Below are 21,726 nucleotides of genomic sequence, written 5' to 3'. Positions count from 1 at the left end.
CACGCAATGATACTGGGACTTGAGCACAAGTTTTGCCGTTTGGGCGCCGCACAGGTCGTCGAGACGGGCGTAGAAATCGAAGGCTATGCCTCGCTCTTTGGCACGCAAGATAGCGGTGGCGATATCGTCGCCAAGGGCGCTTATAGCGCGTCTCTTGTGGCGCTCAAAGCCAAGGGGGCGCGCGTCAAGATGCTATGGCAGCACGATCCGGCCCAACCCATCGGCGTGTGGGACGTGGTGCGAGAGGATGCGCACGGCCTGTTCGTCAAGGGGCGTATTTTGACCGATATCGAAAAGGGCCGTGAGGCGGCAGCGCTCATTGAGGCGGGGGCGATTGACGGATTGTCGATTGGCTACCGGACGGTGCGTGCCCGAAAAACGGATGGCGGCGCGCGCGTCCTGTCCGAGCTGGAGCTTTGGGAGGTGTCGCTTGTGACCTTTCCGATGCTTCCGCAAGCGCGCATCGCAGCGCAGACCAAGGGCCACACGCTCGGGGACGGTGATGCGATGTTGCGCGATATCGCGGAGGCTCTGTCGAGCGCCCGCATGGAGTTGACCGAGGCCAATGCATCGCCCGCAGGTCAGTCCTTTCACCGCGAACCGACACACAAAGGATTGTTTGGATGAGCACACCCCAACCACAGGCGCGGGGCGCAATTGACGCGAGCACAGCCGCGTCAGACCCCGCCACACACGTGAAATCCGCTTTGGCCGGTTTCATGCGTGATCTCAAGGACTTTCAGTCCGCAATCGACACGAAACTCAATCAACAGGAAGAGCGCTTGACCATGCTTGATCAAAAAACACAGACCACTGGCCGTCCGGCCCTATCGGCCTCTTATGAGGTGGATCTCTCGCATAAATCCGCAATGGAGACTTATGTGCGCAACGGCGATGATGAAGCGCTACGCGGTCTCACGCTAGAGGGGAAATCCATGTCAACGGCCGTAAATGGCGATGGCGGATTTCTTGTTGATCCACAGACGTCTGCGACGATCCAGACGGTGCTCAAATCCACCGCTTCGATCCGTTCCATCGCCAATGTGGTGAATGTCGAATCCACGTCCTATGACGTGCTCATCGACACCTCGGACATTGGCTCTGGCTGGGTCTCTGAAACGGGTGCAGTGGGCGAGACATCGACGCCGACAATCGACCGTATTTCCATTCCGCTCTATGAGCTGTCGGCCCTGCCGAAAGCCTCGCAGCGTCTTTTGGATGATGCGGCGTTTGATATCGAAAGCTGGCTTGCGGCGCGGATTGCCGACAAGTTTGCAGGCTCCGAAGCATCGGCGTTTATCAACGGGGACGGTGTGGACAAGCCTACGGGTATTCTGGCCCACGCGCAGGTTGATAATGATGCGTGGGTTTGGGGCGCGCTGGGCTATGTGGCCACAGGCACCAACGGCGGGTTTGACACGTTCAACCCTGCGGATGCGATTGTCGAATTGGTTTATGCGCTTGGGGCGCAGTATCGTTCCAACGGCGCGTTTGTGATGAACTCCAAAACCGCAGGCCAAGTGCGCAAGCTCAAGGACGCCGATGGTCGGTTCTTGTGGTCAGACGGTCTTGCGGCGGGGGAACCTGCGCGTTTGATGGGCTATCCGGTTCTTGTGGCCGAAGACATGCCTGACATTGCGTCTGATGCCGCCGCGATTGCCTTTGGTGATTTCAAGGCGGGCTATACCGTGGCCGAGCGTCCCGATGTGCGCATTTTGCGTGATCCGTTCTCTGCCAAGCCGCATGTGTTGTTTTATGCAACCAAGCGTGTGGGCGGTGATGTGTCCGACTTTGCAGCGATCAAGTTGCTGAAGTTCTCGGTCTCCTAATCCTCAAACGACCCTGTCTCTGCCTGTCTTTACGACGACGGGCGGGGGCAACGGGATGCGCGGCGCAACGCCCAATGTGTTGTCTAGCTGCTCCCCCTCCGTCCGAGCGACACGGGCGGCCGCGCATCCTTCACACCAGTAGGTCCGAGGGGGACCGAGTTTCGGAGAGTTGCGATGATGTTGATGGAGCAGACACAAGTTCCCGTGGGTGTACTCCCGTTAGAGCTGTTCAAAGACCACCTGCGCCTTGGCACGGGGTTTGGAGTGGATAGCGTTCAAGATGGGATGCTTGAAACCTATGTGCGGGCGGCCATAGCCGCGATTGAGGCGCGCATATCCAAGGCGCTGATTGCACGTGATTATAGCTATACGGTGAGCGCGTGGCGCGATTTGGCGGCGCAATCATTGCCCGTCTCCCCCGTGAGCGCGATTACCGCGTTTGTAATTGTGGACCGTGCCGGCGGCGAGGTGATGATCGATCCGAGCAAATACATGCTTGAGCCTGACATGCACCGTCCGCGCCTTGTGAGCCTTGGGTTTATGTTGCCGCAGGTGCCCGTGGGAGGTGCTGCGCGGATTGAGTTTACGGCGGGCTTTGGTCCGGCGTGGTCGGACGTTCCCGGCGATCTTGCCCAAGCGGTGTTTTTGCTTGCGGCGCATTACTATGAGCACCGCTTTGAAGGGGCCGCACGTGAGCGCGACATGCCGTTTGGCGTGGCCCCGTTGTTGGACCGCTATCGCAACATCCGGATTTTTGGAGGGCGTAGCTAATGCAGAGCGTTTATCTAAATCGCCGTTTGACGTTGCAACAGGTGCAGCGTGTTGCGGATGGGGCGGGCGGATATCACGACACTTGGGGGGCGCTGGGGGTGGTGTGGGCTGCGATTGACGCGCCCTCGCAGGGCGTCCCCGCATTGGTGCGCATCACGGTGCGCGCCGCACCTGTGGGCCATGCCCATCGTCCAAAGCCCGATCAACGGTTTGTCGAGGGGACGCGCAGCTATGTGATTATTGCCGTCACCGAGAGCGATCCGCATGGTCACTACCTGACGTGTCAGGCCCGCGAAGAGGTGTCGCTATGAGCTATGGGGTTGGAGCGGCGTTACAATCCGCGATCTTTCAAGCCATCGCCAATGACGCGACGGTTGTGGGCTTTGTGGGAGCCAATGTGTTTGATGCACCGCCGTCAGGCACGGTGCCGCCGCTATATGTCACGCTTGGGCCAGAGACGGTTGTGGATGCCTCTGACCAGACGGGACAGGGCGCGCGCCATGCGGTTGTGGTGAGTGTGCTGTCGGATATGGCGGGATTTTTGCGGGCCAAGCAGGTCGCGGCCGCCGTGTCGGATGTGCTTGTGGATGCCGATTTGAGCCTCACACGCGGCCACCTTGTTGGACTGTCTTTCGTGTCGGCAAAGGCGCGGCGCGTCCCGAATAGTGATGTGCGCAGGATCGATATGACATTTCGCGCACGCGTCGAAGATAACTGATTTCAAACGATAAAACGGAGCATTCCTATGGTTGCGCAAAACGGAAAAGATCTTCTGATCAAGTTGGATATGGACGGTGCAGGTCTATTTGAAACCATCGCGGGGCTACGCGCCCAGCGGATCTCGTTCAACGCGGAAAGCGTTGATGTCACCTCGCTTGAAAGTGGCGGTGGATGGCGTGAGTTGTTGGGGGGCGCGGGCGTCAAAAGTGCCGCCATCTCGGGCTCGGGCGTGTTCAAAGACGCCAACACCGATGAGCGTGCGCGCCAGATTTTCTTTGAGGGCTTGGTGCCTAATTTCCAAGTCATCATTCCCGATTTCGGCGTGGTCGAAGGCCCGTTTCAGATCACCGCCATCGAATATGCCGGCAGTCACAACGGCGAGGCCACGTATGAGCTGTCGATGGCGTCAGCGGGTCAGATGACCTTTGTGGCGGATTAAGCCATGGCAAACCCGTTTCAAGGCGAAGTGGCGCTTACCCTAAACGACGAGCGGCGTGTGCTTAAGCTGACACTTGGCGCGTTGGCCGAGTTGGAAGCGGGGTTGCAGACCGACACGCTTGTGGCACTCGTCGAGCGCTACGAGGCGGGCCAGTTTTCGTCGGCGGATGTGGTGCGGGTTATTGTTGCGGGATTGCGCGGCGGCGGTTGGCAGGGCGGCTATGACGACATTCTGACCGCCGACATCACGGGTGGGCCGCTTGAGGCGGCGCGGGTTGGTGCGGCGCTTTTGGCGCGCGCGTTTACCGTGCCGATCTGAGGGGCGCACGATGAGCAAAATGTCGGATCAACGTTCGGATCAGGACGGTGTGGATTGGCCTGCGCTCATGCGGGCCGGGATACGGGGCTTGGGGCTACGCCCTGCCGAGTTCTGGGCGCTCACGCCCGCCGAGCTGTTGATGATGCTGGGTACAGATCGTGGTGCGACCGCGATGGGGCGCGTGCGATTGGACGAACTGGCGCGGGCATATCCCGATACGCCGCAATATTCTCCGAAGACGGAAGGGCAAAACAATGGATGATTTCAATACGCTGGACCGGTTCGAGGATCGGGTGGCGGACATGGAGAGTGTGATCGGCGGGGCCGAAGGAATAGCCGCTGCGTTCAACCGTGAAATGGTGCAATTGCAAGCCACCGTGGCGCAAACGCAGCGCGAGATCGGCGCGCTTGAGCGTGGCATTTCGCATGGGCTCAAACGCGCGATCGACGGGCTTGTGTTCGATGGTGATACCTTATCGGATGCGCTTAAAGGTGTGGGTCGGTCTATGCTTGATGCGGCCTATAACGCTGCTGTGCGCCCTGTGGCTACGCATGCGGGGTCGGTGCTTGGAAGTGGGCTAGAGGCGGTGATCCAAGGTCTGATGCCCTTCGCAAACGGTGCATCCTTTGCCCAAGGTCGCGTGCAGCCCTTTGCCTCGGGCGGGATCGTGTCTCAGGCGACGTATTTTCCCATGCGTGGCGGGGCGGGCGTGATGGGCGAGGCGGGACCAGAGGCCATCATGCCGCTTGCGCGTGGGGCCAATGGCAAGCTTGGGGTGCAGGCCTCGGGCGGTGGCCGCTCCGTTCACGTCACCATGAACATCACCACTCCTGACGTGCAGGGGTTCCAGCGCTCACAAAGCCAGATCGCCGCACAGTTGAGCCGTGCCGTGGGGCGTGGCCAGCGTAACCGTTGAGCGACAGTAGATTTTTCAAAGGATTAGACATGGCGTTTCATGATGTGAGATTTCCCGCGAACTTGAGTTTTGGATCTGTGGGCGGGCCTGAGCGGCGCACGGATGTTGTCACACTGGCCAACGGGTTCGAAGAGCGCAACACGCCGTGGGCCCATTCGCGCCGTCGCTACGACGCAGGACTGGGGATGCGGTCGCTTGATGACGTCGAGCGTTTGATTGCCTTCTTTGAGGCGCGCCAAGGTCAGATGTTCGGCTTTCGCTGGAAAGACTGGTCCGATTTCAAATCCTGTTTGGCCTCAAGCACAGTGGCCTATGATGACCAAGAGATTGCCAAGGGCGATGGTGTCACGATGAGCTATCCGTTGTGTAAACTCTATGCCTCGGGCCACGCGCAGTACCTGCGTCCCATCGTCAAGCCGGTGTTTGGTACGGTGCGTGTGGGGGTGGGTGGCGTTGAGTTGCAAGAGGGCATCCATTGGAGTGTGGATATTAACGCGGGATTGGTCACGTTCGTGTCGCCGCCAGAGGAACATGTGGAGATCACAGCGGGGTTCGAGTTTGACGTGCCGGTGCGGTTCGACACCGACCGTATTGCAACCTCCGTGGCCTCGTTTCAGGCGGGCGAAGTGCCAGATGTGCCGATTGTGGAGGTGCGGGTGTGATGGCTGTTCCCTCCGATCATTTTCCCGCCGCGCTCAAGGCGCATTTGGCGCGTGGTATCACGACCGTGTGTCGCGCATGGGCGTTGACGCGGCGCGATGGCGTTGTGCTCGGGTTTACCGATCACGATCTGGACCTGCGGTTTGAGGGCATCGTGTTCAAGGCCGATACGGGCCTCACCGCGCAGGCGTTGGAGCAGACCACGGGTCTGTCTGTGGATAACACCGAAAGCCTTGGCGCGTTGTCGTCGGTGGCGGTGGACGAGCGCGATATCGAGGCGGGGCGCTTTGACGGCGCAACGGTCAAATCGTGGTTGGTCAATTGGGCCGATGTGTCCGAGCGGGTGTTGCAGTTCAACGGAACGTTCGGAGAAATCACCCGTGTCGGTGGTGGCTTTCGCGCCGAATTGCGCGGATTGACCGAACGTCTCAACCAACCGCAGGGCCGCGTGTACCACTCTGCGTGTTCCGCTGTTTTGGGCGGGGCGAGCTGTGGGTTTGATCTGGACGCTTTGGGCTATAGCGCCGAGGTGAGTGTCGAGGCGGTGGACGGCGCGCGGGTGTTTCGTATGGCGGGTTTGGCGGAGTTTGATGACCGATGGTTTGAGCGCGGCCGCCTTGTGGTGCGCACTGGCGCGGCGGCGGGTCTGGTGGGCATCGTCAAGAATGATCGCCTAACGGCCACGGGGCGTGTGATCGACCTGTGGGACCCATTGCGGGGGGCCGTTGCTGTCGGCGATACGATCCGCCTAGAGGCGGGATGCGACAAGCGCGCGCAGACATGCCGCCTTAAATTCAATAACTTCAATAACTTTCGCGGCTTTCCTCATATTCCGGGTGATGACTGGCTGGCCTCCTATCCATCCTCATCGGATGATAATGACGGTGGCTCGCGCCAAGGGGGTGCGTGATGACGCGCTTTGAGATTGTGCGGATCGCGCGCACGTGGATCGGCACGCCGTATCATCATCAAGGGTCCGTTAAGGGCGCGGGTGCGGATTGTTTGGGCGTGTTGCGCGGTGTGTGGCGGGAGGCCTTTGGGGCCGAGCCTGCCGCGGTGCCCGCCTATACGCGCGACTGGAGCGAGCCACAGCGCGCTGAGCGGCTTTGGTCTGCGCTTTCAACCTATATGCGGGCCAAGCCTGTGGCCGATATGGCGGCGGGTGATGTGGTGTTGTTTCGGATGCGGGCGGGGGGTGTGGCCAAGCATCTTGGCCTTGTCACCCGCACAGGTGACGCCGCCGCGTTTGTCCATGCCTATAGCGGCCACGGCGTGGTCGAGGGGACGCTGACGTCCCCATGGGCGCGGCGCATCGTGGCGTGTTTTGCCTTTCCCGACACTTTATTTGAAAACGGAGACCAGTGATGGCGACGATCGTTCTTTCAGCAGTTGGTGGCGCAATCGGGGCCTCTGTGGGCGGTGGCGTGCTTGGCCTGTCCTCGGTCGTCATCGGGCGCGCTATTGGTGCCAGCATCGGTGCGCGTATGGATCAGCGACTTATGGGCGCGGGCAGTGCCGTGGTGGAGAGCGGCAAAGTGGATCGTTTCCGCTTTACCGGTGCGTCTGAGGGCGCGCCGATTGCACAGCTTTACGGGCGTATGCGCATCGGTGGTCAGGTGATTTGGGCCTCGCGGTTCTCCGAAGCCGTGTCCACATCATCCACGTCTGGCGGCAAGGGGGCGCCGTCCACAACCACAACGTCGTATGCATATAGCACGTCGTTGGCGATTGCGCTGTGCGAGGGAGCCATTGCACGGGTGGGGCGTATCTGGGCCGATGGGCAGGAAATCAGCCCCAATGATCTGAACATGCGTGTTTATACAGGGGCCGAGGATCAACTGCCCGATCCCAAAATGGAAGCGGTTGAGGGGGCGGGCAATGTGCCGGCCTATCGCGGGATCGCCTATGTGGTGATCGAGGATCTGGCGCTTGCGCCCTACGGCAACCGTGTTCCCCAGTTCACATTCGAAGTGGTGCGCCCTGAACAAGTCGTCACGGGCAATTCAGCGGGGGTGGGGGTCGAGCCTGACCTGAACGCCATTGTCAAAGGTGTCTCGATCATTCCGGGGACGGGCGAATATGCGCTGGCCACAACGCCCGTGTATTTCGAGGACGGTTTGGGCAATGTCGAGAGCACGAACGTGCATTCGGCCTCTGGTCTGACCAACTATGCCACCGCACTTGATGATCTGGTGGGCGAATTGCCCAATGCCAAAGCCGCCTCTCTCGTGGTGTCGTGGTTTGGCGATGACCTGCGGTGCGGCTCGTGCAGTTTGCGGCCCAAAGTCGAGCAAAACAGTCTTGATGGGACACAAATGCCGTGGACGGTTTCGGGCCTGACCCGCGACACGGCGCAAGTGTTGCCGCGCTTGCCCGATGACCGTGTGGTGTATGGGGGCACACCCACGGATCAGTCGGTGATCGAGGCGATTGTGGCGCTCAAAGACGCGGATCGTGAAGTGATGTTCTACCCGTTTATCTTGATGGATCAAATGCAGGGTAACACGCTGATTGATCCGTGGACGGGCGTTGCGGGACAGCCGCATTTGCCGTGGCGTGGGCGGATTACGGCCGCGCTTGCACCGGGGGTAGCGGGTGGTCCAAACGCGACCGCCGCCGCAGACGCGCAGGTGGCCGCGTTTTTTGGCACAGCGCAGGTGGGCGATTTCACCCAAGAGGGCGACCGCGTGGGCTACACGGGGCCAAACGAGTATTCCTATCGTCGCATGATCCTTCATTACGCGCATCTGTGTGCGCTTGCGGGTGGGGTGCATAGCTTTTGCATCGGGTCCGAAATGCGATCTTTGACGACGATCCAAGGGGCGGACGGCTTTCCGGCTGTGGATGCGCTGATCGCCTTGGCGGCGGACTGTCGCGCCATCTTGGGGCCAGAGTGCAAGATCGGCTACGCGGCCGATTGGTCGGAGTATTTCGGCTATCAGTATCAGGGCAATCTGTTTTACCACCTCGATCCGCTGTGGGCCGATGCCAATATCGACTTTGTCGGGATCGACAACTACATGCCGATTTCGGATTGGCGCGAGGGCGATGATCACGCGGACGCCGCATATGGGTCGATCTATAACCTCGACTACCTCAAGGCGGGGATTGAGGGCGCAGAAGGGTATGATTGGTATTATGCCCACCCCAACCATGCCGAGGCGCAAATTCGCACACCGATCTATGACGGGCTACACGGCGAGGATTGGATCTGGCGGTATAAGGATATTCGCAGCTGGTGGCAGAACGATCACCATGACCGCGTGGACGGCGTGCGCATTGAAACGCCCTCCGCGTGGGAGCCACGGATGAAACCGATTTGGTTCACCGAAATCGGCTGTGCTGCCGTCGATAAGGGCACCAACGAGCCAAACAAATTCCTCGATCCCAAGTCCTCGGAAAGCGATCTGCCCGCCTATTCAAACGGGCGGCGTGATGATTTCATCCAGTTGCAATATCTGCGCGCGCAAACGCAATACTGGAATGATCCCGACAACAATCCCGTATCGGACGTGTACGGCGGGCCGATGATCGACATGGATCGTGCGTATGTTTGGGCATGGGATGCGCGGCCGTTTCCCGCCTTTCCTAATGCCACATCCGTGTGGTCGGACGGGATCAACTATACCAAGGGCCATTGGCTCAACGGGCGCGCAGGCTCGCGGTCTTTGGCGGATGTTGTGGCTGAAATATGCGAGCGCTCCGCTGTGCATGACTACGATGTCAGCGCGCTGTGGGGCGTGTTGCGCGGCTATAGCGTGCCCAATGTGACCGATGCGCGTGCGGCGTTGCAACCGCTGATGCTGGCCTACGGGTTTGACGCCATCGAGCGTGAGGGCAAACTGATCTTTCGCACGCAAAACGGCAAGCCATCGGTGACGGTGGACGAGCCAAATCTGGCGCGCATTGATAGCCTTGACGGGATTATTGAGCGCACCCGCGCTCCTGAGGCAGAGGTGGCGGGGCGCGTGGGCCTGACGTTCGTAGAGGCGGATGGCTCCTTTGCGGCGCACACACAAGAGGCGATCTATCCCGACGAAGAGACTCGCACTGTGTCGCTCTCGGAGCTGCCATTGGCGCTCACCCGTTCGGAGGGCAAACAGGTGGTGGAACGGTGGCTTGCGCAATCGCGAGTGGCGCGTGACACCGCGCGTTTTGTCCTGCCGCCGTCGATGGGCGCATATGGCGCGGGCGACGTGGTCCAGATCGAGGAAGATGCAGGGCCGGCGCTCTACCGCATTGACCACTCGACGCTCGACACCGCCCGTCAGGTCGAAGCGGTGCGCATCGAGCCGGCCAATCTCGAACCATCGGACGCCGACGAAGAGATCGTTGAGGCGCGCGCCTTTGCGGCCCCTGTGCCGGTGTTTGCGCTGTTCCTTGATCTGCCACTTCTGAGCGAGAGCCAAGTGCCACACGCGCCATTTGTCGGAGCGGTGGCCAATCCATGGCCCGGATCAGCGGCGGTCTATGCCGCAGCGTCCGACGAGGGCTATACGCTCAACACGCTTTTGCCCACATGGGCCACGTTTGGCGTGACGCAAACCGAATTGGAGCCTGCGGTGTCCGGCCTTTGGGATCGTGGCGCGCCGTTGCGGGTCAAACTCACCCGTGGCGCTCTCACCTCTGTCAGCGAGGACGCCGTTCTAAACGGGGCAAATGCGGTGGCAATTGGCGATGGGACGTCAGGGCGATGGGAAGTGTTCCAGTTCGCGCATGCCGAACTGGTTGGCGCGCAGACCTATGACATTTCGCTGCGCTTGCGCGGTCAGGCGGGGACGGATGCGCTTGAAAACGGCGCTTTGCCGACATGGCCCATCGGGGCGCGTGTGGTTCTACTCAACGAAGCCTTGTCGCAGATTGATCTTGCCTCATCGGCGCGTGGTTTGGCGCGTCACTACCGCATCGGCCCCGCACAGCGCGGGGTTGCCGATCCCAGTTACAAACACCGCACCGAGGCGTTTGACGGCATCGGGTTGCGCCCCTATGCGCCGTGCCATTTGCACGCCGCGCGCGATGTTACCACGGGGGATTTGAACGTGACGTGGGTGCGCCGCACGCGCCTCGATGGCGACAGCTGGGTCTCGGTCGAGGTGCCACTGGGCGAGGCGTCCGAGATCTACACCGCCCGTGTCATCAAAGACGGCGCCGTGATGCGCGACGACATCACGGTGTCGCCCGCGTGGACCTATGCGGCGGCGCACCAGACATCGGATGGCGTGACTGCGCCATTCACCATCGAAGTGGCTCAAGTGTCCGAAAGCTTCGGCGCGGGCCTATTCACAAGGATCTTGATCAATGACTGATACACCCCGTCTGAACCTGCCGCTTTTGGCCCCCTCGCAGGCGCAAAAACATGTCACCGTGAACGAGGCATTGACCCGCCTTGATGCGCTTGTCCAACTCGCTCTTGGCTCCACCACGATCACAACGCCGCCACTGGCCGCATCCGAGGGGGATGCCTACGGTGTGCCCGCGGGTGCGGTCAATGCGTGGGCAGCTCACGCGGGCCAGATCGCCGTCTACGTCAATGCAGGTTGGGCGTTCGTGCCCGCAACCCAAGGCATGCGCGCCTATGTCGTCGATCAGGGGGTTCACGCCTGTTTTGATGGCACCCAGTGGATTGAGGGGCTGCAATCGCTCTCGCCAAATGGCGCGGGCATGATCCAACGCACCATCGAGATTGACCATGTGATCGGAGCAGGGGCGACCTCACACGTGTCCTTTGCGTTACCGTCTCAATCGGTGGTGTTCGGCGTCACAGGCCGCGTCACAACGGCCATTGCCGGCACGGCGACAGGGTTTTCGCTCGGGGTTGCAGGCTCCGTTGATCGCTACGGATCGTCTTTGTCGATGCCTCAAGGATCATGGTTGCGGGGGCTGACGGGTGCGCCCGTGACGTATTATAGCGCCGAGGATTTGATCCTGACGGGCGAGGGCGGCGATTTTGCAAGCGGTGAAATTCGTCTTGCGGTGCATTGTCTGCAATTTGCTATTCCGACCTGATCTCAGGAAAACTATAACCTGATCAAAGGCGTAGCGACATCCGTGTGGCTACGCCCTTACGTTGCGTTTTGCTCATCACGATGGTGAATTGTCATCATCACACACTTGCGCTTTGGCAGTTCAGCCTATCTATAGTAGGATCACGCTGAAGAGGATGTCACGATGGCGAAAACCAAAGTCCAGATTTCAAAGATCGATCCCGTTTGGACGCGGATCGTGTCCGAGGCCCAAGCGGCGGTGGGCGATGAGCCGCTTTTGGGCGGAATGGTGCATGCGTGCATCTTGCATCACGAGGGATTTGAGGACGCTTTGGCCTATCGTTTGGCGCAAAAGCTGGCCTCTCCAGAGATGTCGGAACAGCTGATCCGCGAGATTGCCGATGAGGCCTACGCCGATGATGACAGTTTGGCAGATGCGGCCCGCGCCGATCTTGCCGCCGTATATGATCGTGATCCAGCCTGCCATGCCTATATCCAACCTTTGTTGTATTTCAAAGGCTTCCAAGCTGTTCAGGCGCATCGCGTCGCGCATTGGTTGTGGAAGCGGGGGCGCAGGGATTTGGCCTATTTCATCCAGATGCGCGTCTCCGAATTGTTCTCGATTGATATTCACCCCAATTGCCGCATCGGTAAGGGGATCTTTCTTGACCACGCCCATGCGCTTGTGTTCGGCGAGACGGCTGTCATTGGTGACAACGTGTCGATCCTGCATTCTGTGACGCTTGGCGGGACGGGCAAAGAAGAGGAAGATCGCCACCCTAAGATTGGTGATGGTGTGTTGATCGGAGCAGGGGCCAAGGTGCTTGGCAACATCCAGATCGGGCATTGCTCGCGTATCGCTGCCGGATCGGTGGTTTTGAACGAAGTGCCACCCTGCACCACGGTCGCGGGCGTCCCCGCAAAGGTCGTGGGCGAGGCAGGATGTTCGCAACCATCTGTGTCGATGAACCAATTGATCGGGACACGGTCAACAGATAGCTAATCGCGAAATTATCGAATTTAGACAGTAAAAAGCCCCCGCAGAATGATCTGCGGGGGCTTTTTGTTCGATTTGTGCAAGTTTTGATGCGGCCTTAGGCCAACATCGCCACAGGATTTTCGAGGTTCTCAACGATGGCGTTGATCAATTTTGCCCCAACTGCGCCGTCGATCACGCGGTGATCTACGGACATGGTCATGGACATAACTGTTGCCACTTTCAACTCACCGTCCGCGCCCACAACAGGTTTGGGTTTACCCGCACCGACCGCGAGAATGCCCGCGTGGGGTGGGTTCACAATGGCGTCGAAATTGTCGATGCCGAACATGCCGAGGTTGGAAATCGCGAAGGAGCCACCTTGGTATTCATGCGGGGCCAATTTGCGATCCCGTGCACGTCCTGCGAGATCTTTCATCTCTTTGGACAGCGCGGAGAGCGATTTCATATCGGCGTCTTTGAGCACAGGTGTAAACAACCCGCCCTCGATTGCCACAGCCACCGCCACATCGGACGGTTTGAGTTGCAAGACGCGGTCGCCAGCCCACACTGCGTTGGCCTCAGGAACCTCTTGCAGCGCATTTGCGACAGCTTTGATGATGAAGTCGTTGACCGAGAGTTTCACGCCCTTGCCCTCAAGCTGCTTGTTGAGCTGTGAGCGGAATTTAAGGAGCGCGTCCAACTGAACATCGCGGCGCAAGTAGAAATGCGGGATGGTTTGTTTGGCCTCGGTGAGACGTGCGGCAATGGTTTTGCGCATCCCGTCGAGTTTGACCTCATCGTAGTCGCGCTCCGCGTACATCTTCGCCACAACATCGGCAGACATGCCCGTGGGCGCGGCTGTCGTCGGTGCAGGTGTCGCTGCTGCGGCTTGTGGCGCGGCCGCTTTGGGTGCGGCTTGTGCGCCCTCAACGTCTGCTTTCACAATGCGACCCTTTGGGCCTGTGCCCGTGATCGTTGTCAAATCAACGCCATTTTGCGCAGCAATGCGGCGTGCCAAAGGTGAGGCAAACACACGTGCGCCGCCCGAAACAGGTGCGGCGGGGGCAGGGGCCGCTGCGGCAGGAGCAGCCTCGGCCTTGGGTGCATCCGGTGCGGCGGCAGGAACGGCCGCAGGGGCGGATGCCCCTACAGTGTCCGCCGCAGAGGCATCTTCGCCGTCTTCCAAAATCACCGCAATCGGCGCGTTTACTTTCACGCCCTCGGTGCCCTCAGCGACAAGGATTTTACCAATCACGCCTTCGTCCACGGCTTCGAATTCCATCGTTGCCTTGTCCGTTTCGATCTCCGCAATCACATCGCCGGATTTAACGGTATCGCCCTCTTTGACGAGCCATTTTGCAAGCGTGCCTTCCTCCATTGTCGGAGAAAGCGCGGGCATAAGTAGTTCAATAGCCATTGTTTTTCTCCTTAACGGTAGGTGACTTCTTTCACGGCGGCGATCACTTCGTCGGTTGTGATAAGCGCGTGTTTTTCGAGGTTGGCGGCATAGGGCATCGGCACGTCTTTGCCTGTGCAGCAAATCACAGGGGCGTCGAGGTAATCGAACGCGCGCTGCATGATCGTGGCCGACAGGTGGTTGCCGATTGCGCCCACTGGCCAACCCTCTTCGACGGTAACGCAGCGGTTGGTTTTCTGAACCGAGGCCAACACAGTGTCGTAGTCGATGGGGCGCAGGGTGCGCAGGTCGATAACTTCGGCTGAAATACCCTCTTCGGCCAGCTTGTCAGCGGCTTCGAGTGCGTAGGTCATGCCGATGCCAAAGGACACGATGGTCACATCAGTGCCCTCGCGCCAGATGCGGGCCTTGCCGAATGGCACGGTGTAATCCTCAACGTCAGGCACATCGAATTGCTTGCCATAGAGGATTTCGTTTTCGAGGAAGATCACGGGGTTGTCGTCGCGGATCGCGGTTTTCATCAGACCTTTATAGTCGGAGGCCGAGTAGGGCATCACAACCTTGAGACCTGGAACCTGTGCGTACCATGCGGCGTAACACTGCGAGTGCTGTGCACCTACGCGCGCCGCGGCACCGTTGGCCCCACGAAACACCATCGGCGCACCCATTTGACCGCCAGACATATAAAGTGTCTTGGCCGCCGAGTTGATCAGGTGGTCAATCGCTTGCATGGCGAAGTTGAAGGTCATGAATTCGACGATAGGACGCAAGCCACCAAAGGCAGCGCCCGTGGCAATGCCCGCAAACCCGTGCTCGGTGATTGGCGTGTCGATGACGCGCTTGGACCCGAACTCGTCGTGCATACCTTGCGAGATCTTATACGCACCTTGGTATTCAGCGACTTCCTCGCCCATCAAGAACACGTTTTCGTCGCGGCGCATTTCCTCCGACATTGCATCACGCAGCGCTTCGCGTACGGTCTGCTTTTTCATCGGGGTGCCTTCGGGCCAATCAGGTGTGACCTCTTTGACGGCCACAGGTGCCGCAGCGGTCGCAGGCACCGACGCAGGTGCGGCGGCCACTGGTGCAGCCTCGGCGGGTGCGGCAGGGGCAGCGGCGGCGCTGAGATCGGAGGCGTCTTCGCCTTCCTCAACCAAAATCGCGATGACGGCGTTTACTTTGACGCCTTCGGTGCCTTCAGCGATCAGGATTTTGCCCATCACGCCCTCATCCACGGCTTCGAATTCCATGGTTGCTTTGTCGGTTTCAATTTCCGCAATAATGTCACCGGATTTAACGGTGTCGCCCTCTTTGACGAGCCATTTCGCGAGCGTGCCTTCCTCCATCGTGGGGGAGAGGGCGGGCATAAGAAGTTCGGTAGCCATTGGTTTAAATCCTCCCTCGGATCACGCGTAAATGTCGGTCCAGAGTTCTTCCAAAGCTGGCTCGGGGCTCTCTTTGGCAAACTCTGCAGAGGCGTTCACCACCTCTTTGATCTCTTTATCGATCGCTTTGAGGTCATCCTCGGTGGCGTGGTTGCCTGTCAAAAGCAGCCCGCGGATATTCTCGATCGGATCGCGCTCTTCGCGTATTTTTTGCACCTCTTCGCGGGTGCGGTATTTTGCGGGGTCAGACATGGAGTGACCACGGTAACGGTATGTTTTCACTTCGAGAATGTAGGGGCCAAGACCGGCGCGACAATGTGCGACAGCTTTCTCGGAGGCTTCTTTCACGGCCAGAACGTCCATGCCGTCAACCTCTTCGCCTTTGATGCCGTAGGCGGCACCGCGTTCCCAAAGGGAGGGCGATTTGGTGGAGCGTTGCACGGAGGTGCCCATAGCGTATTGGTTGTTCTCGATGACGAAAATCACCGGAAGATCCCAAAGCTGGGCCATGTTGTAGGTCTCGTAAACCTGACCTTGGTTGGCTGCGCCATCGCCAAAGTAGGCAAAGGTCACGTTGTCGTTGCCTTTGTATTTGTCGGAGAACGCCAGACCCGCACCGAGTGGCACTTGTGCGCCGACAATGCCGTGGCCGCCGTAGAAATGCTTCTCTTTGGAGAACATGTGCATTGAGCCGCCCTTACCTTTGGAGTAGCCGCCTTCGCGACCGGTAAGCTCTGCCATCACGCCCTTGGGGTCCATGCCGCACGCGAGCATGTGCCCGTGGTCGCGGTAAGATGTGATGCGCTTGTCGCCCTCTTTTGTTGCGGCCTCAAGGCCTACAACAACGGCCTCTTGGCCGATATAAAGGTGACAAAATCCACCGATGAGACCCATGCCATAAAGTTGGCCTGCCTTCTCTTCAAAACGGCGGATAAGGAGCATGTCCTTATAATAGGCGAGCAGCTCGTCTTTTGAGACGTTTGCTTTGCTCGCCGCAGTTGCGGTGGTTTTCTTGGCTGCCATGCGGCCTCCTCCTCCAAAGTCGCGGCTGATCTGTCGGGAATTCGACAGAGTCTTGGTATATAGTTTAACGTTAAACAATATCATACAGGGGTTGCATTCAAAATGCACGGATAATTTACACCCATATGCGGGACGCAGCCATGCACAGGCGGAATGCCTGCGTTGAAATGCGCAAGTCAGCGTGTTTTGTGTGATTTATATGGGATTGCGCCGCTGGGTTTAACCCGCAGATCCGCAGATTAACGGATCACAATTTCATCTGTACGCAAATAGCCCAAGACATCGCGCGCCTGCTCATCGAGCAGATCAAGATCAAGATAGCCATCGGACAGGCGCATGGATTTATTGCGCATGTCGGTCAGTTCTGCCTCAAGCGCGTTAGAGGTGTTTTGCAATGCGCCGCGTTCAGCCTCGATCTGGATACGACGAAACAACCCGTATTCGCCCTGAACGGACGCAAACGTGAAATACCCGCCAAGCGTCACGACGCTGGCGGTGTAAATCAGAACAGCGATGGAAGGACGGCGTTTTGCGACTGCCATGTGCCCGGTTGCCTCGTTGGGTTGTATCTGCCTCACGGCCACCTCTTGAACGGGTGATCCGTTGGACCTCTATGCCACAGGTGATTCGCTTTGTGAATCCCCTTTTTGAAACAATGGCCTACAAAAGCAAAAAGGCGCTCGAAAGCGCCTTTTGACATATCTTTTCGTGTCTTTTCGGACTCACCAAAGGGTCGAAATCACGCTTTGCCTTTGTAGATCTCGACCAGTTGGGCAAGCATGGCCAAGGCCTCGGGGCGTGAGCGTTGGAACGAATTGCGTCCAATGATCGACCCGTTGCCGCCGCCGTCACGAATTGCGCGAGCATCGTCATAGACCGCATCGGCCCCTTTGGACGCGCCACCCGAGAACACGATGATACGACGACCACCAAGCGAGGCATCGACGCAATGTTTGACGCGCTCGGCCATGGTCGAAATCGCAATCTTTTTGTCCTCGTAGACCGCCTTGGCTTCGGGCAGCATCAGGTGATCGGTGGACAGCTTGATCTTGATGATATGCGCGCCCAGAAGGGCGGCCATGTGCGCGGCGTAGGCGGCCACATCAATTGCAGTTTCACCGTCTTTGGTGATCGCCTCACCACGCGGATAGGACCAGATCACGGTCGCGATCCCTTTGGAGGCGGCGTCGCGGCGCATATCTTTGATCTCTTCGATCATGTCCACGGCCATGTCGGAACCGGGGTAGATGGTGAAGCCGATTGCGGCACAGCCAAGGCGCAGCGCGTCATCGACGGAGGCGGTAATCGCTTGGTTCTTGCCCGCGCCGTTGCCCATCAGGGAGTTGGCGGAGTTCACTTTGAGAATGGTGGGGATTTGACCGCAAAACGTGTCTGCACCGGCCTCGAGTGGGCCGAGGGGCGCGGCGTAGGCCGACATGCCCGCATCAATCGCCAACTGGTAGTGATAGTGGGGGTCGTAGCCTGCGGGGTTCGGGGCAAAGGAGCGCGCGGGGCCGTGTTCAAACCCTTGGTCAACGGGCAGGATGATCAACTTGCCCGTGCCGCCCAGTTTGCCTTCCATCAAAATCCGCGCAAGGTTGGCCTTTACGCCTGGAGTTTCGCTTTCGTAATTGGCAAGAATTTTTTGAACAATGCGTGTGGTTTTCATCAGGGTGCTTCCTAGGATTTGGTCCGATCTTGCGAGCGGTTTAGCAAGCCTTTTCACAACGGCAACACGGGTTGCGCTAACAGCCGCAATGATTGCGCTCACATCTCCTGCACGCACCGATATTATATCGTTTGAGAGCGGTGAAACCTTGATCTGGGGCAATGTTTGCGCCCCACCCACACGCAAAACGGGCCACCTCATGTGAGATGGCCCGCATAGATTCAAGGGTGTTGTGAGGATGATTAGCCGAGCGCGGCGACACCGGGGAGGGTCTTGCCCTCCATCCACTCAAGGAACGCACCACCCGCGGTCGAGATATAGGTGAAGGCATCGGCGTGCCCAGAGGCGTTGATTGCGGCCACCGTGTCGCCGCCGCCCGCCACAGACACCAGTGCGCCCGCCGTGCTTTGTGCCGCAATCGTATCAAGCATGGCGAATGTGCCGGTGCCGAACGGCTCAAGCTCGAACACACCCAGCGGGCCGTTCATCACAAGGGTTTTTGCCCCCGTAATGATCTCGTTGATACGAGCGACAGACTGTGGCCCTGCGTCAAAGATCATTGCGTCACTGGGGCAGGCGTCGACGCCAACGGTCTCGTTCGCCGCGTTGGCTTTGAATTCGCGTGCCACCACGAGGTCCACGGGCAAAATGATTTCGCATCCCGCTTCGTCGGCTTTCGTGAGGATCTCACGCGCCGTTTCGGCAAGATCATGCTCGCACAGCGATTTGCCGACATCGATCCCTTTGGCGGCCAGAAATGTATTGGCCATGCCGCCACCGATCACAAGGAAATCGACCTTGCGCACGAGGTTGCCCAACAGATCAAGTTTGGTCGAGACTTTCGCGCCGCCAACCACGGCCACAACGGGGCGCTCGGGCGTGGTGAGTGCCTTTTCCAACGCGCCAATCTCTTGGGCCATGAGGCGACCCGCGCACGATGGTAACAGATGCGCCACACCTTCGGTCGAGGCATGCGCGCGGTGCGCCGCAGAAAATGCATCGTTGCAAAACACATCGCCAAGCGAGGCCAGAAACTGCGCCATTTTAGGATCGTTGTCGGTTTCCATATTGGTGAACCGCGTGTTCTCCACCAAAACCACAGTGCCCGCAGGCAAGGCATCCAGTGCCTCACGCGATGGTTGTTCAATAAATGTCACATCACGCCCCAGTGTCTCGGTCACAGCGGGCAAGATATGGGCCAATGACATCTCGGGCACCACTTCGCCTTTGGGGCGACCAAAGTGGGCCAACATCACGGGCGTGCCGCCCGCAGCGATGATATCGTCAATGGTCGGTTTGATCCGTGCAATACGGGTGGCATCCGTGACGCGCCCGCCGTCCATCGGCACGTTGATATCTACGCGCGTGAGGACGATTTTGCCGTCCAGATCCATGTCGTCGAGAGTTTTCCAAGCCATTGGTGTGTCCTTACCTTCAGTACAGTTCAGTACGGGGTCTTCAATACGGGGTTCAAAATCAGGGTCGGGCCATTTCCCCCTGTTTGCGCTGTCACGGGCGCGGCGTCAACAAAGAGGTCGCGCGGATGTGAGTGCTGCGCGGCAAAGCGGGGTCTTTCCCTTCGCGCGCGGGGCGATTAGAGTGCCGCCAAATTTGACCTTTGGAGGCACTATGACCGATTATAAAGATCCCGAAAACACCATCCTGATCGAACTTGAGCACGGCGAAGTCGTCATCGAACTTCTGCCCGATATCGCACCCGAGCATTGTGCGCGCATGAAAGAGCTGGCACGTGCGGGTCTGTATGACGGCGTTGTGTTCCACCGCGTGATCGACGGGTTCATGGCGCAGACGGGTGACGTACAATTCGGCAATCAAAACAAAGACTTCGAACTGCGCCGCGCGGGCACAGGCGGCTCTGATTTGCCAAATGTCAAAGCGGAATTCTCGGGCATCCCGCACGATCGCGGCACCATCGGCGCGGCGCGTAGCCAAGATCCGAACTCCGCCAACTCGCAGTTCTTTATCAACTTCTCCGACAACCACTTCCTCAACCGTCAGTACACGGTCTATGGCCGCGTGATTTCGGGCATGGAAGCGGTCGACAAGATCACCCGTGGCGAGCCGGCTCAATACCCCGATGCGATGATCTCCGTGAAAGTGGCCGCAGATGCTTAAATCTCTCGCCCTTATCGCCGCGCTGGCGGCAGGTCCGGCATTTGCCACCGGTCTCGATATCGAGATCGCAGGCGAGGCCAATGGCAGCATTCACATCGACCTCGCGGATGATGTGGCGCCAAATCACGTGGCCCATATTGTGAAACTTGCCAATGAGGGCGCGTATGACAACGTGGTGTTTCACCGCGTGATCGACGGGTTTATGGCGCAAACGGGTGACGTTGAATTCGGCAAGCAAGGCGTGGACGCGTTTTCGATGCAAGCCGCAGGGCGTGGTGGATCGCAATACGACGATCTGGCCGCAGAGTTCTCCGAAGAGAGCTTTGAGTCGGGTGTTGTAGGCATGGCGCGCAGCCAAGATCCAAACTCCGCCAACTCGCAGTTCTTTATCATGTTCGCGCCTGCGCCTCACCTCAACGGGCAATACACCGTTGTAGGTAAGGTCACGAGCGGCATGGACGTTGTGTTCAACATCAAGCGCGGGCGCGGCCCAAACGGTGCCGTGATCGGCGCGCCTGATGTGATGACAAAAGTGACCGTGACCGAGTAATCGCGAACGCAGTGTGACTTTACGCGGCGCGGGGGCTTGCCTCTCGCGCCGTTTTTCGTCTGAGTAGGGCAAACCAACCGGAGTGCCCGATGCCTGATTTCACCAAATCCCTCACCGCCATTCGCGCCGCTGCCCCTAATGCCCGCCCGCGTGTGGGCTTTATCCTCGGCTCTGGCCTTGGTTCCTTGGCCGATGCGGTGGAGGGCGTGTCGATTCCCTACGCCGATCTTGCGGGATTTCCCCATGCGGGCGTGTCGGGCCATACGGCGGCGCTCACCATCGGAACGCTAATGGGTGTCGAGGTGGCCATCTTGGGCGGGCGCGAACATTACTATGAAAATGGCCGCGCCGATGCGATGCGATTGCCGTTGGAAATCCTCAAGGAGTTGGGCGTCGAGACACTGTTCGTCACCAATGCCTGTGGGTCATTTCGTTCCGATATTCCTCCCGGAAATCTGATGCTGATCAACGATCACATCAACTATTCGGGCCGCTCGCCGCTCATCGGCGAACCTACGGATGCGCGGTTTGTAAACCTCACAGCGGCCTATGATCCCGCGTTGCGCCTGGCGCTACACGCGGCGGCGGCGCAAGAGGGCGAAACCCTGATTGAGGGCGTCTATGCGTGGTATTCTGGCCCGAACTTTGAGACCCCCGCAGAAATCCGTATGCTCAAATTGTTGGGCGCGGACGCGGTGGGCATGTCGACGGTGCCGGAGGTGATTTTAGCGCGGTTTTTAGGTCTTCAATGCTGCGCGGTCTCTGTCGTCACAAACATGGCGGCGGGTCTGGGCAATGAGCATATCAGCCACGAACACACCAAGGCCTCAGCGCCCGTAGGGGCCGAAAAGCTGGGCCGCATCATTCGCCGCTTTCTCACTGATTTATAACGAAAAACGGCGCCATCTCATCGGGATGAGCGGCGCCGT

General features: G+C 59.1%; 24 protein-coding genes. 18 read left to right on the top strand and 6 right to left on the bottom strand.

The annotated features are described in order from the left end of the window. Positions 1 to 6: 6 nt before the first annotated feature. The 15 genes from ACTG34_RS04410 (at position 7) to cysE (ending at position 12,641) form a co-directional block, all read left to right on the top strand. Positions 7 to 627: an HK97 family phage prohead protease gene (locus ACTG34_RS04410; protein ID WP_439103793.1), complete on the top strand. Its 621-nt coding sequence runs from the start codon at positions 7 to 9 to the stop codon at positions 625 to 627. Next, positions 624 to 1,829 carry a phage major capsid protein gene (locus tag ACTG34_RS04405; RefSeq protein ID WP_439103792.1) on the top strand — a complete coding sequence of 402 codons (1,206 nt, stop codon included), beginning with the start codon at positions 624 to 626 and terminating at the stop codon, positions 1,827 to 1,829. The genes ACTG34_RS04410 and ACTG34_RS04405 overlap by 4 nt, the downstream gene beginning before the upstream one ends. Positions 1,830 to 2,012: 183 nt before the next feature. Beyond that, a complete protein-coding gene (locus ACTG34_RS04400; RefSeq protein WP_439103791.1) occupies positions 2,013 to 2,600 on the top strand; it encodes a head-tail connector protein in 588 nt (195 codons plus the stop codon). Continuing rightward, positions 2,600 to 2,911, top strand: coding sequence for a head-tail adaptor protein (locus ACTG34_RS04395; RefSeq protein ID WP_439103790.1), 312 nt, complete (start codon positions 2,600 to 2,602; stop codon positions 2,909 to 2,911). The genes ACTG34_RS04400 and ACTG34_RS04395 overlap by 1 nt, the downstream gene beginning before the upstream one ends. After that, positions 2,908 to 3,318 carry a DUF3168 domain-containing protein gene (locus tag ACTG34_RS04390; protein ID WP_439103789.1) on the top strand — a complete coding sequence of 137 codons (411 nt, stop codon included), beginning with the start codon at positions 2,908 to 2,910 and terminating at the stop codon, positions 3,316 to 3,318. Before ACTG34_RS04395 ends, ACTG34_RS04390 begins: the two co-directional genes overlap by 4 nt. A 27-nt stretch (positions 3,319 to 3,345) precedes the next feature. Next, positions 3,346 to 3,759: a phage major tail protein, TP901-1 family gene (locus tag ACTG34_RS04385; RefSeq protein WP_342842696.1), complete on the top strand. Its 414-nt coding sequence runs from the start codon at positions 3,346 to 3,348 to the stop codon at positions 3,757 to 3,759. A 3-nt stretch (positions 3,760 to 3,762) separates the two neighbouring features. Beyond that, the gene (locus tag ACTG34_RS04380) at positions 3,763 to 4,077 is read left to right on the top strand and encodes a gene transfer agent family protein (protein WP_439103788.1); all 315 of its coding nucleotides are present in this window, start codon (positions 3,763 to 3,765) and stop codon (positions 4,075 to 4,077) included. A gap of 10 nt (positions 4,078 to 4,087) precedes the next feature. Then, on the top strand, positions 4,088 to 4,339 hold the full coding sequence (locus ACTG34_RS04375; RefSeq protein ID WP_342842694.1) for a rcc01693 family protein: 252 nt from the start codon (positions 4,088 to 4,090) through the stop codon (positions 4,337 to 4,339). Further along, positions 4,332 to 4,994 (top strand): phage tail tape measure protein, encoded by a 663-nt coding sequence (locus ACTG34_RS04370; protein WP_439103787.1) that lies wholly within the window; start codon positions 4,332 to 4,334, stop codon positions 4,992 to 4,994. The genes ACTG34_RS04375 and ACTG34_RS04370 overlap by 8 nt, the downstream gene beginning before the upstream one ends. 29 nt (positions 4,995 to 5,023) lie before the next feature. After that, positions 5,024 to 5,656 carry a phage distal tail protein, Rcc01695 family gene (locus tag ACTG34_RS04365; RefSeq protein WP_439103786.1) on the top strand — a complete coding sequence of 211 codons (633 nt, stop codon included), beginning with the start codon at positions 5,024 to 5,026 and terminating at the stop codon, positions 5,654 to 5,656. Then, on the top strand, positions 5,656 to 6,564 hold the full coding sequence (locus ACTG34_RS04360) for a DUF2163 domain-containing protein (RefSeq protein ID WP_439103785.1): 909 nt from the start codon (positions 5,656 to 5,658) through the stop codon (positions 6,562 to 6,564). The genes ACTG34_RS04365 and ACTG34_RS04360 overlap by 1 nt, the downstream gene beginning before the upstream one ends. Next, complete coding sequence (locus ACTG34_RS04355; RefSeq protein ID WP_439103784.1) at positions 6,564 to 7,019, top strand: NlpC/P60 family protein; 456 nt, start codon at positions 6,564 to 6,566, stop codon at positions 7,017 to 7,019. The genes ACTG34_RS04360 and ACTG34_RS04355 overlap by 1 nt, the downstream gene beginning before the upstream one ends. Beyond that, entirely contained in the window at positions 7,019 to 10,960 is a 3,942-nt protein-coding gene (locus tag ACTG34_RS04350; RefSeq protein WP_439103783.1) for a baseplate multidomain protein megatron, read from the top strand. The genes ACTG34_RS04355 and ACTG34_RS04350 overlap by 1 nt, the downstream gene beginning before the upstream one ends. After that, the gene (locus ACTG34_RS04345) at positions 10,953 to 11,660 is read left to right on the top strand and encodes a DUF2793 domain-containing protein (RefSeq protein WP_439103782.1); all 708 of its coding nucleotides are present in this window, start codon (positions 10,953 to 10,955) and stop codon (positions 11,658 to 11,660) included. The genes ACTG34_RS04350 and ACTG34_RS04345 overlap by 8 nt, the downstream gene beginning before the upstream one ends. A 162-nt stretch (positions 11,661 to 11,822) precedes the next feature. Further along, positions 11,823 to 12,641, top strand: coding sequence for a serine O-acetyltransferase (gene cysE, locus ACTG34_RS04340; RefSeq protein ID WP_439103781.1), 819 nt, complete (start codon positions 11,823 to 11,825; stop codon positions 12,639 to 12,641). Positions 12,642 to 12,732: 91 nt separating this feature from the next. Here the strand turns inward: cysE and ACTG34_RS04335 are convergent, their stop codons facing one another. The 6 genes from ACTG34_RS04335 to ACTG34_RS04310 all read right to left on the bottom strand — a co-directional run bounded on the left by ACTG34_RS04335 (position 12,733) and on the right by ACTG34_RS04310 (position 19,529). Then, on the bottom strand, positions 12,733 to 14,034 hold the full coding sequence (locus tag ACTG34_RS04335) for a pyruvate dehydrogenase complex dihydrolipoamide acetyltransferase (protein WP_439103780.1): 1,302 nt from the start codon (positions 14,032 to 14,034) through the stop codon (positions 12,733 to 12,735). 11 nt (positions 14,035 to 14,045) lie between these two features. Beyond that, positions 14,046 to 15,419: a pyruvate dehydrogenase complex E1 component subunit beta gene (locus ACTG34_RS04330; RefSeq protein WP_439103779.1), complete on the bottom strand. Its 1,374-nt coding sequence runs from the start codon at positions 15,417 to 15,419 to the stop codon at positions 14,046 to 14,048. 21 nt (positions 15,420 to 15,440) lie between these two features. Continuing rightward, the gene (gene pdhA / locus ACTG34_RS04325; RefSeq protein WP_342842684.1) at positions 15,441 to 16,442 is read right to left on the bottom strand and encodes a pyruvate dehydrogenase (acetyl-transferring) E1 component subunit alpha; all 1,002 of its coding nucleotides are present in this window, start codon (positions 16,440 to 16,442) and stop codon (positions 15,441 to 15,443) included. Positions 16,443 to 16,681: 239 nt separating this feature from the next. After that, positions 16,682 to 16,984: an FtsB family cell division protein gene (locus tag ACTG34_RS04320; protein WP_439103778.1), complete on the bottom strand. Its 303-nt coding sequence runs from the start codon at positions 16,982 to 16,984 to the stop codon at positions 16,682 to 16,684. 197 nt (positions 16,985 to 17,181) lie between these two features. Then, positions 17,182 to 18,111: a class I fructose-bisphosphate aldolase gene (locus ACTG34_RS04315; protein ID WP_439103777.1), complete on the bottom strand. Its 930-nt coding sequence runs from the start codon at positions 18,109 to 18,111 to the stop codon at positions 17,182 to 17,184. A 242-nt stretch (positions 18,112 to 18,353) separates the two neighbouring features. Further along, positions 18,354 to 19,529 carry a phosphoglycerate kinase gene (locus ACTG34_RS04310; protein WP_439103776.1) on the bottom strand — a complete coding sequence of 392 codons (1,176 nt, stop codon included), beginning with the start codon at positions 19,527 to 19,529 and terminating at the stop codon, positions 18,354 to 18,356. A 211-nt stretch (positions 19,530 to 19,740) separates the two neighbouring features. Here ACTG34_RS04310 and ACTG34_RS04305 point away from each other — a divergent pair, with 211 nt between their 5' ends. The 3 genes from ACTG34_RS04305 to ACTG34_RS04295 all read left to right on the top strand — a co-directional run bounded on the left by ACTG34_RS04305 (position 19,741) and on the right by ACTG34_RS04295 (position 21,687). Further along, positions 19,741 to 20,247 (top strand): peptidylprolyl isomerase, encoded by a 507-nt coding sequence (locus ACTG34_RS04305; protein WP_439103775.1) that lies wholly within the window; start codon positions 19,741 to 19,743, stop codon positions 20,245 to 20,247. Beyond that, positions 20,240 to 20,797 (top strand): peptidylprolyl isomerase, encoded by a 558-nt coding sequence (locus ACTG34_RS04300; RefSeq protein WP_439103774.1) that lies wholly within the window; start codon positions 20,240 to 20,242, stop codon positions 20,795 to 20,797. Before ACTG34_RS04305 ends, ACTG34_RS04300 begins: the two co-directional genes overlap by 8 nt. An 89-nt stretch (positions 20,798 to 20,886) precedes the next feature. Beyond that, the gene (locus tag ACTG34_RS04295) at positions 20,887 to 21,687 is read left to right on the top strand and encodes a purine-nucleoside phosphorylase (protein WP_439103773.1); all 801 of its coding nucleotides are present in this window, start codon (positions 20,887 to 20,889) and stop codon (positions 21,685 to 21,687) included. Positions 21,688 to 21,726 lie beyond the last annotated feature (39 nt).

This window comes from Celeribacter marinus (assembly GCF_965656515.1).
In the GTDB taxonomy this organism is placed as follows: Bacteria; Pseudomonadota; Alphaproteobacteria; order Rhodobacterales; family Rhodobacteraceae; genus Celeribacter; species Celeribacter marinus_D.
Note: the sequence above shows the minus strand (reverse complement) of the source record. Positions and strands in the feature narration are given on the sequence as shown.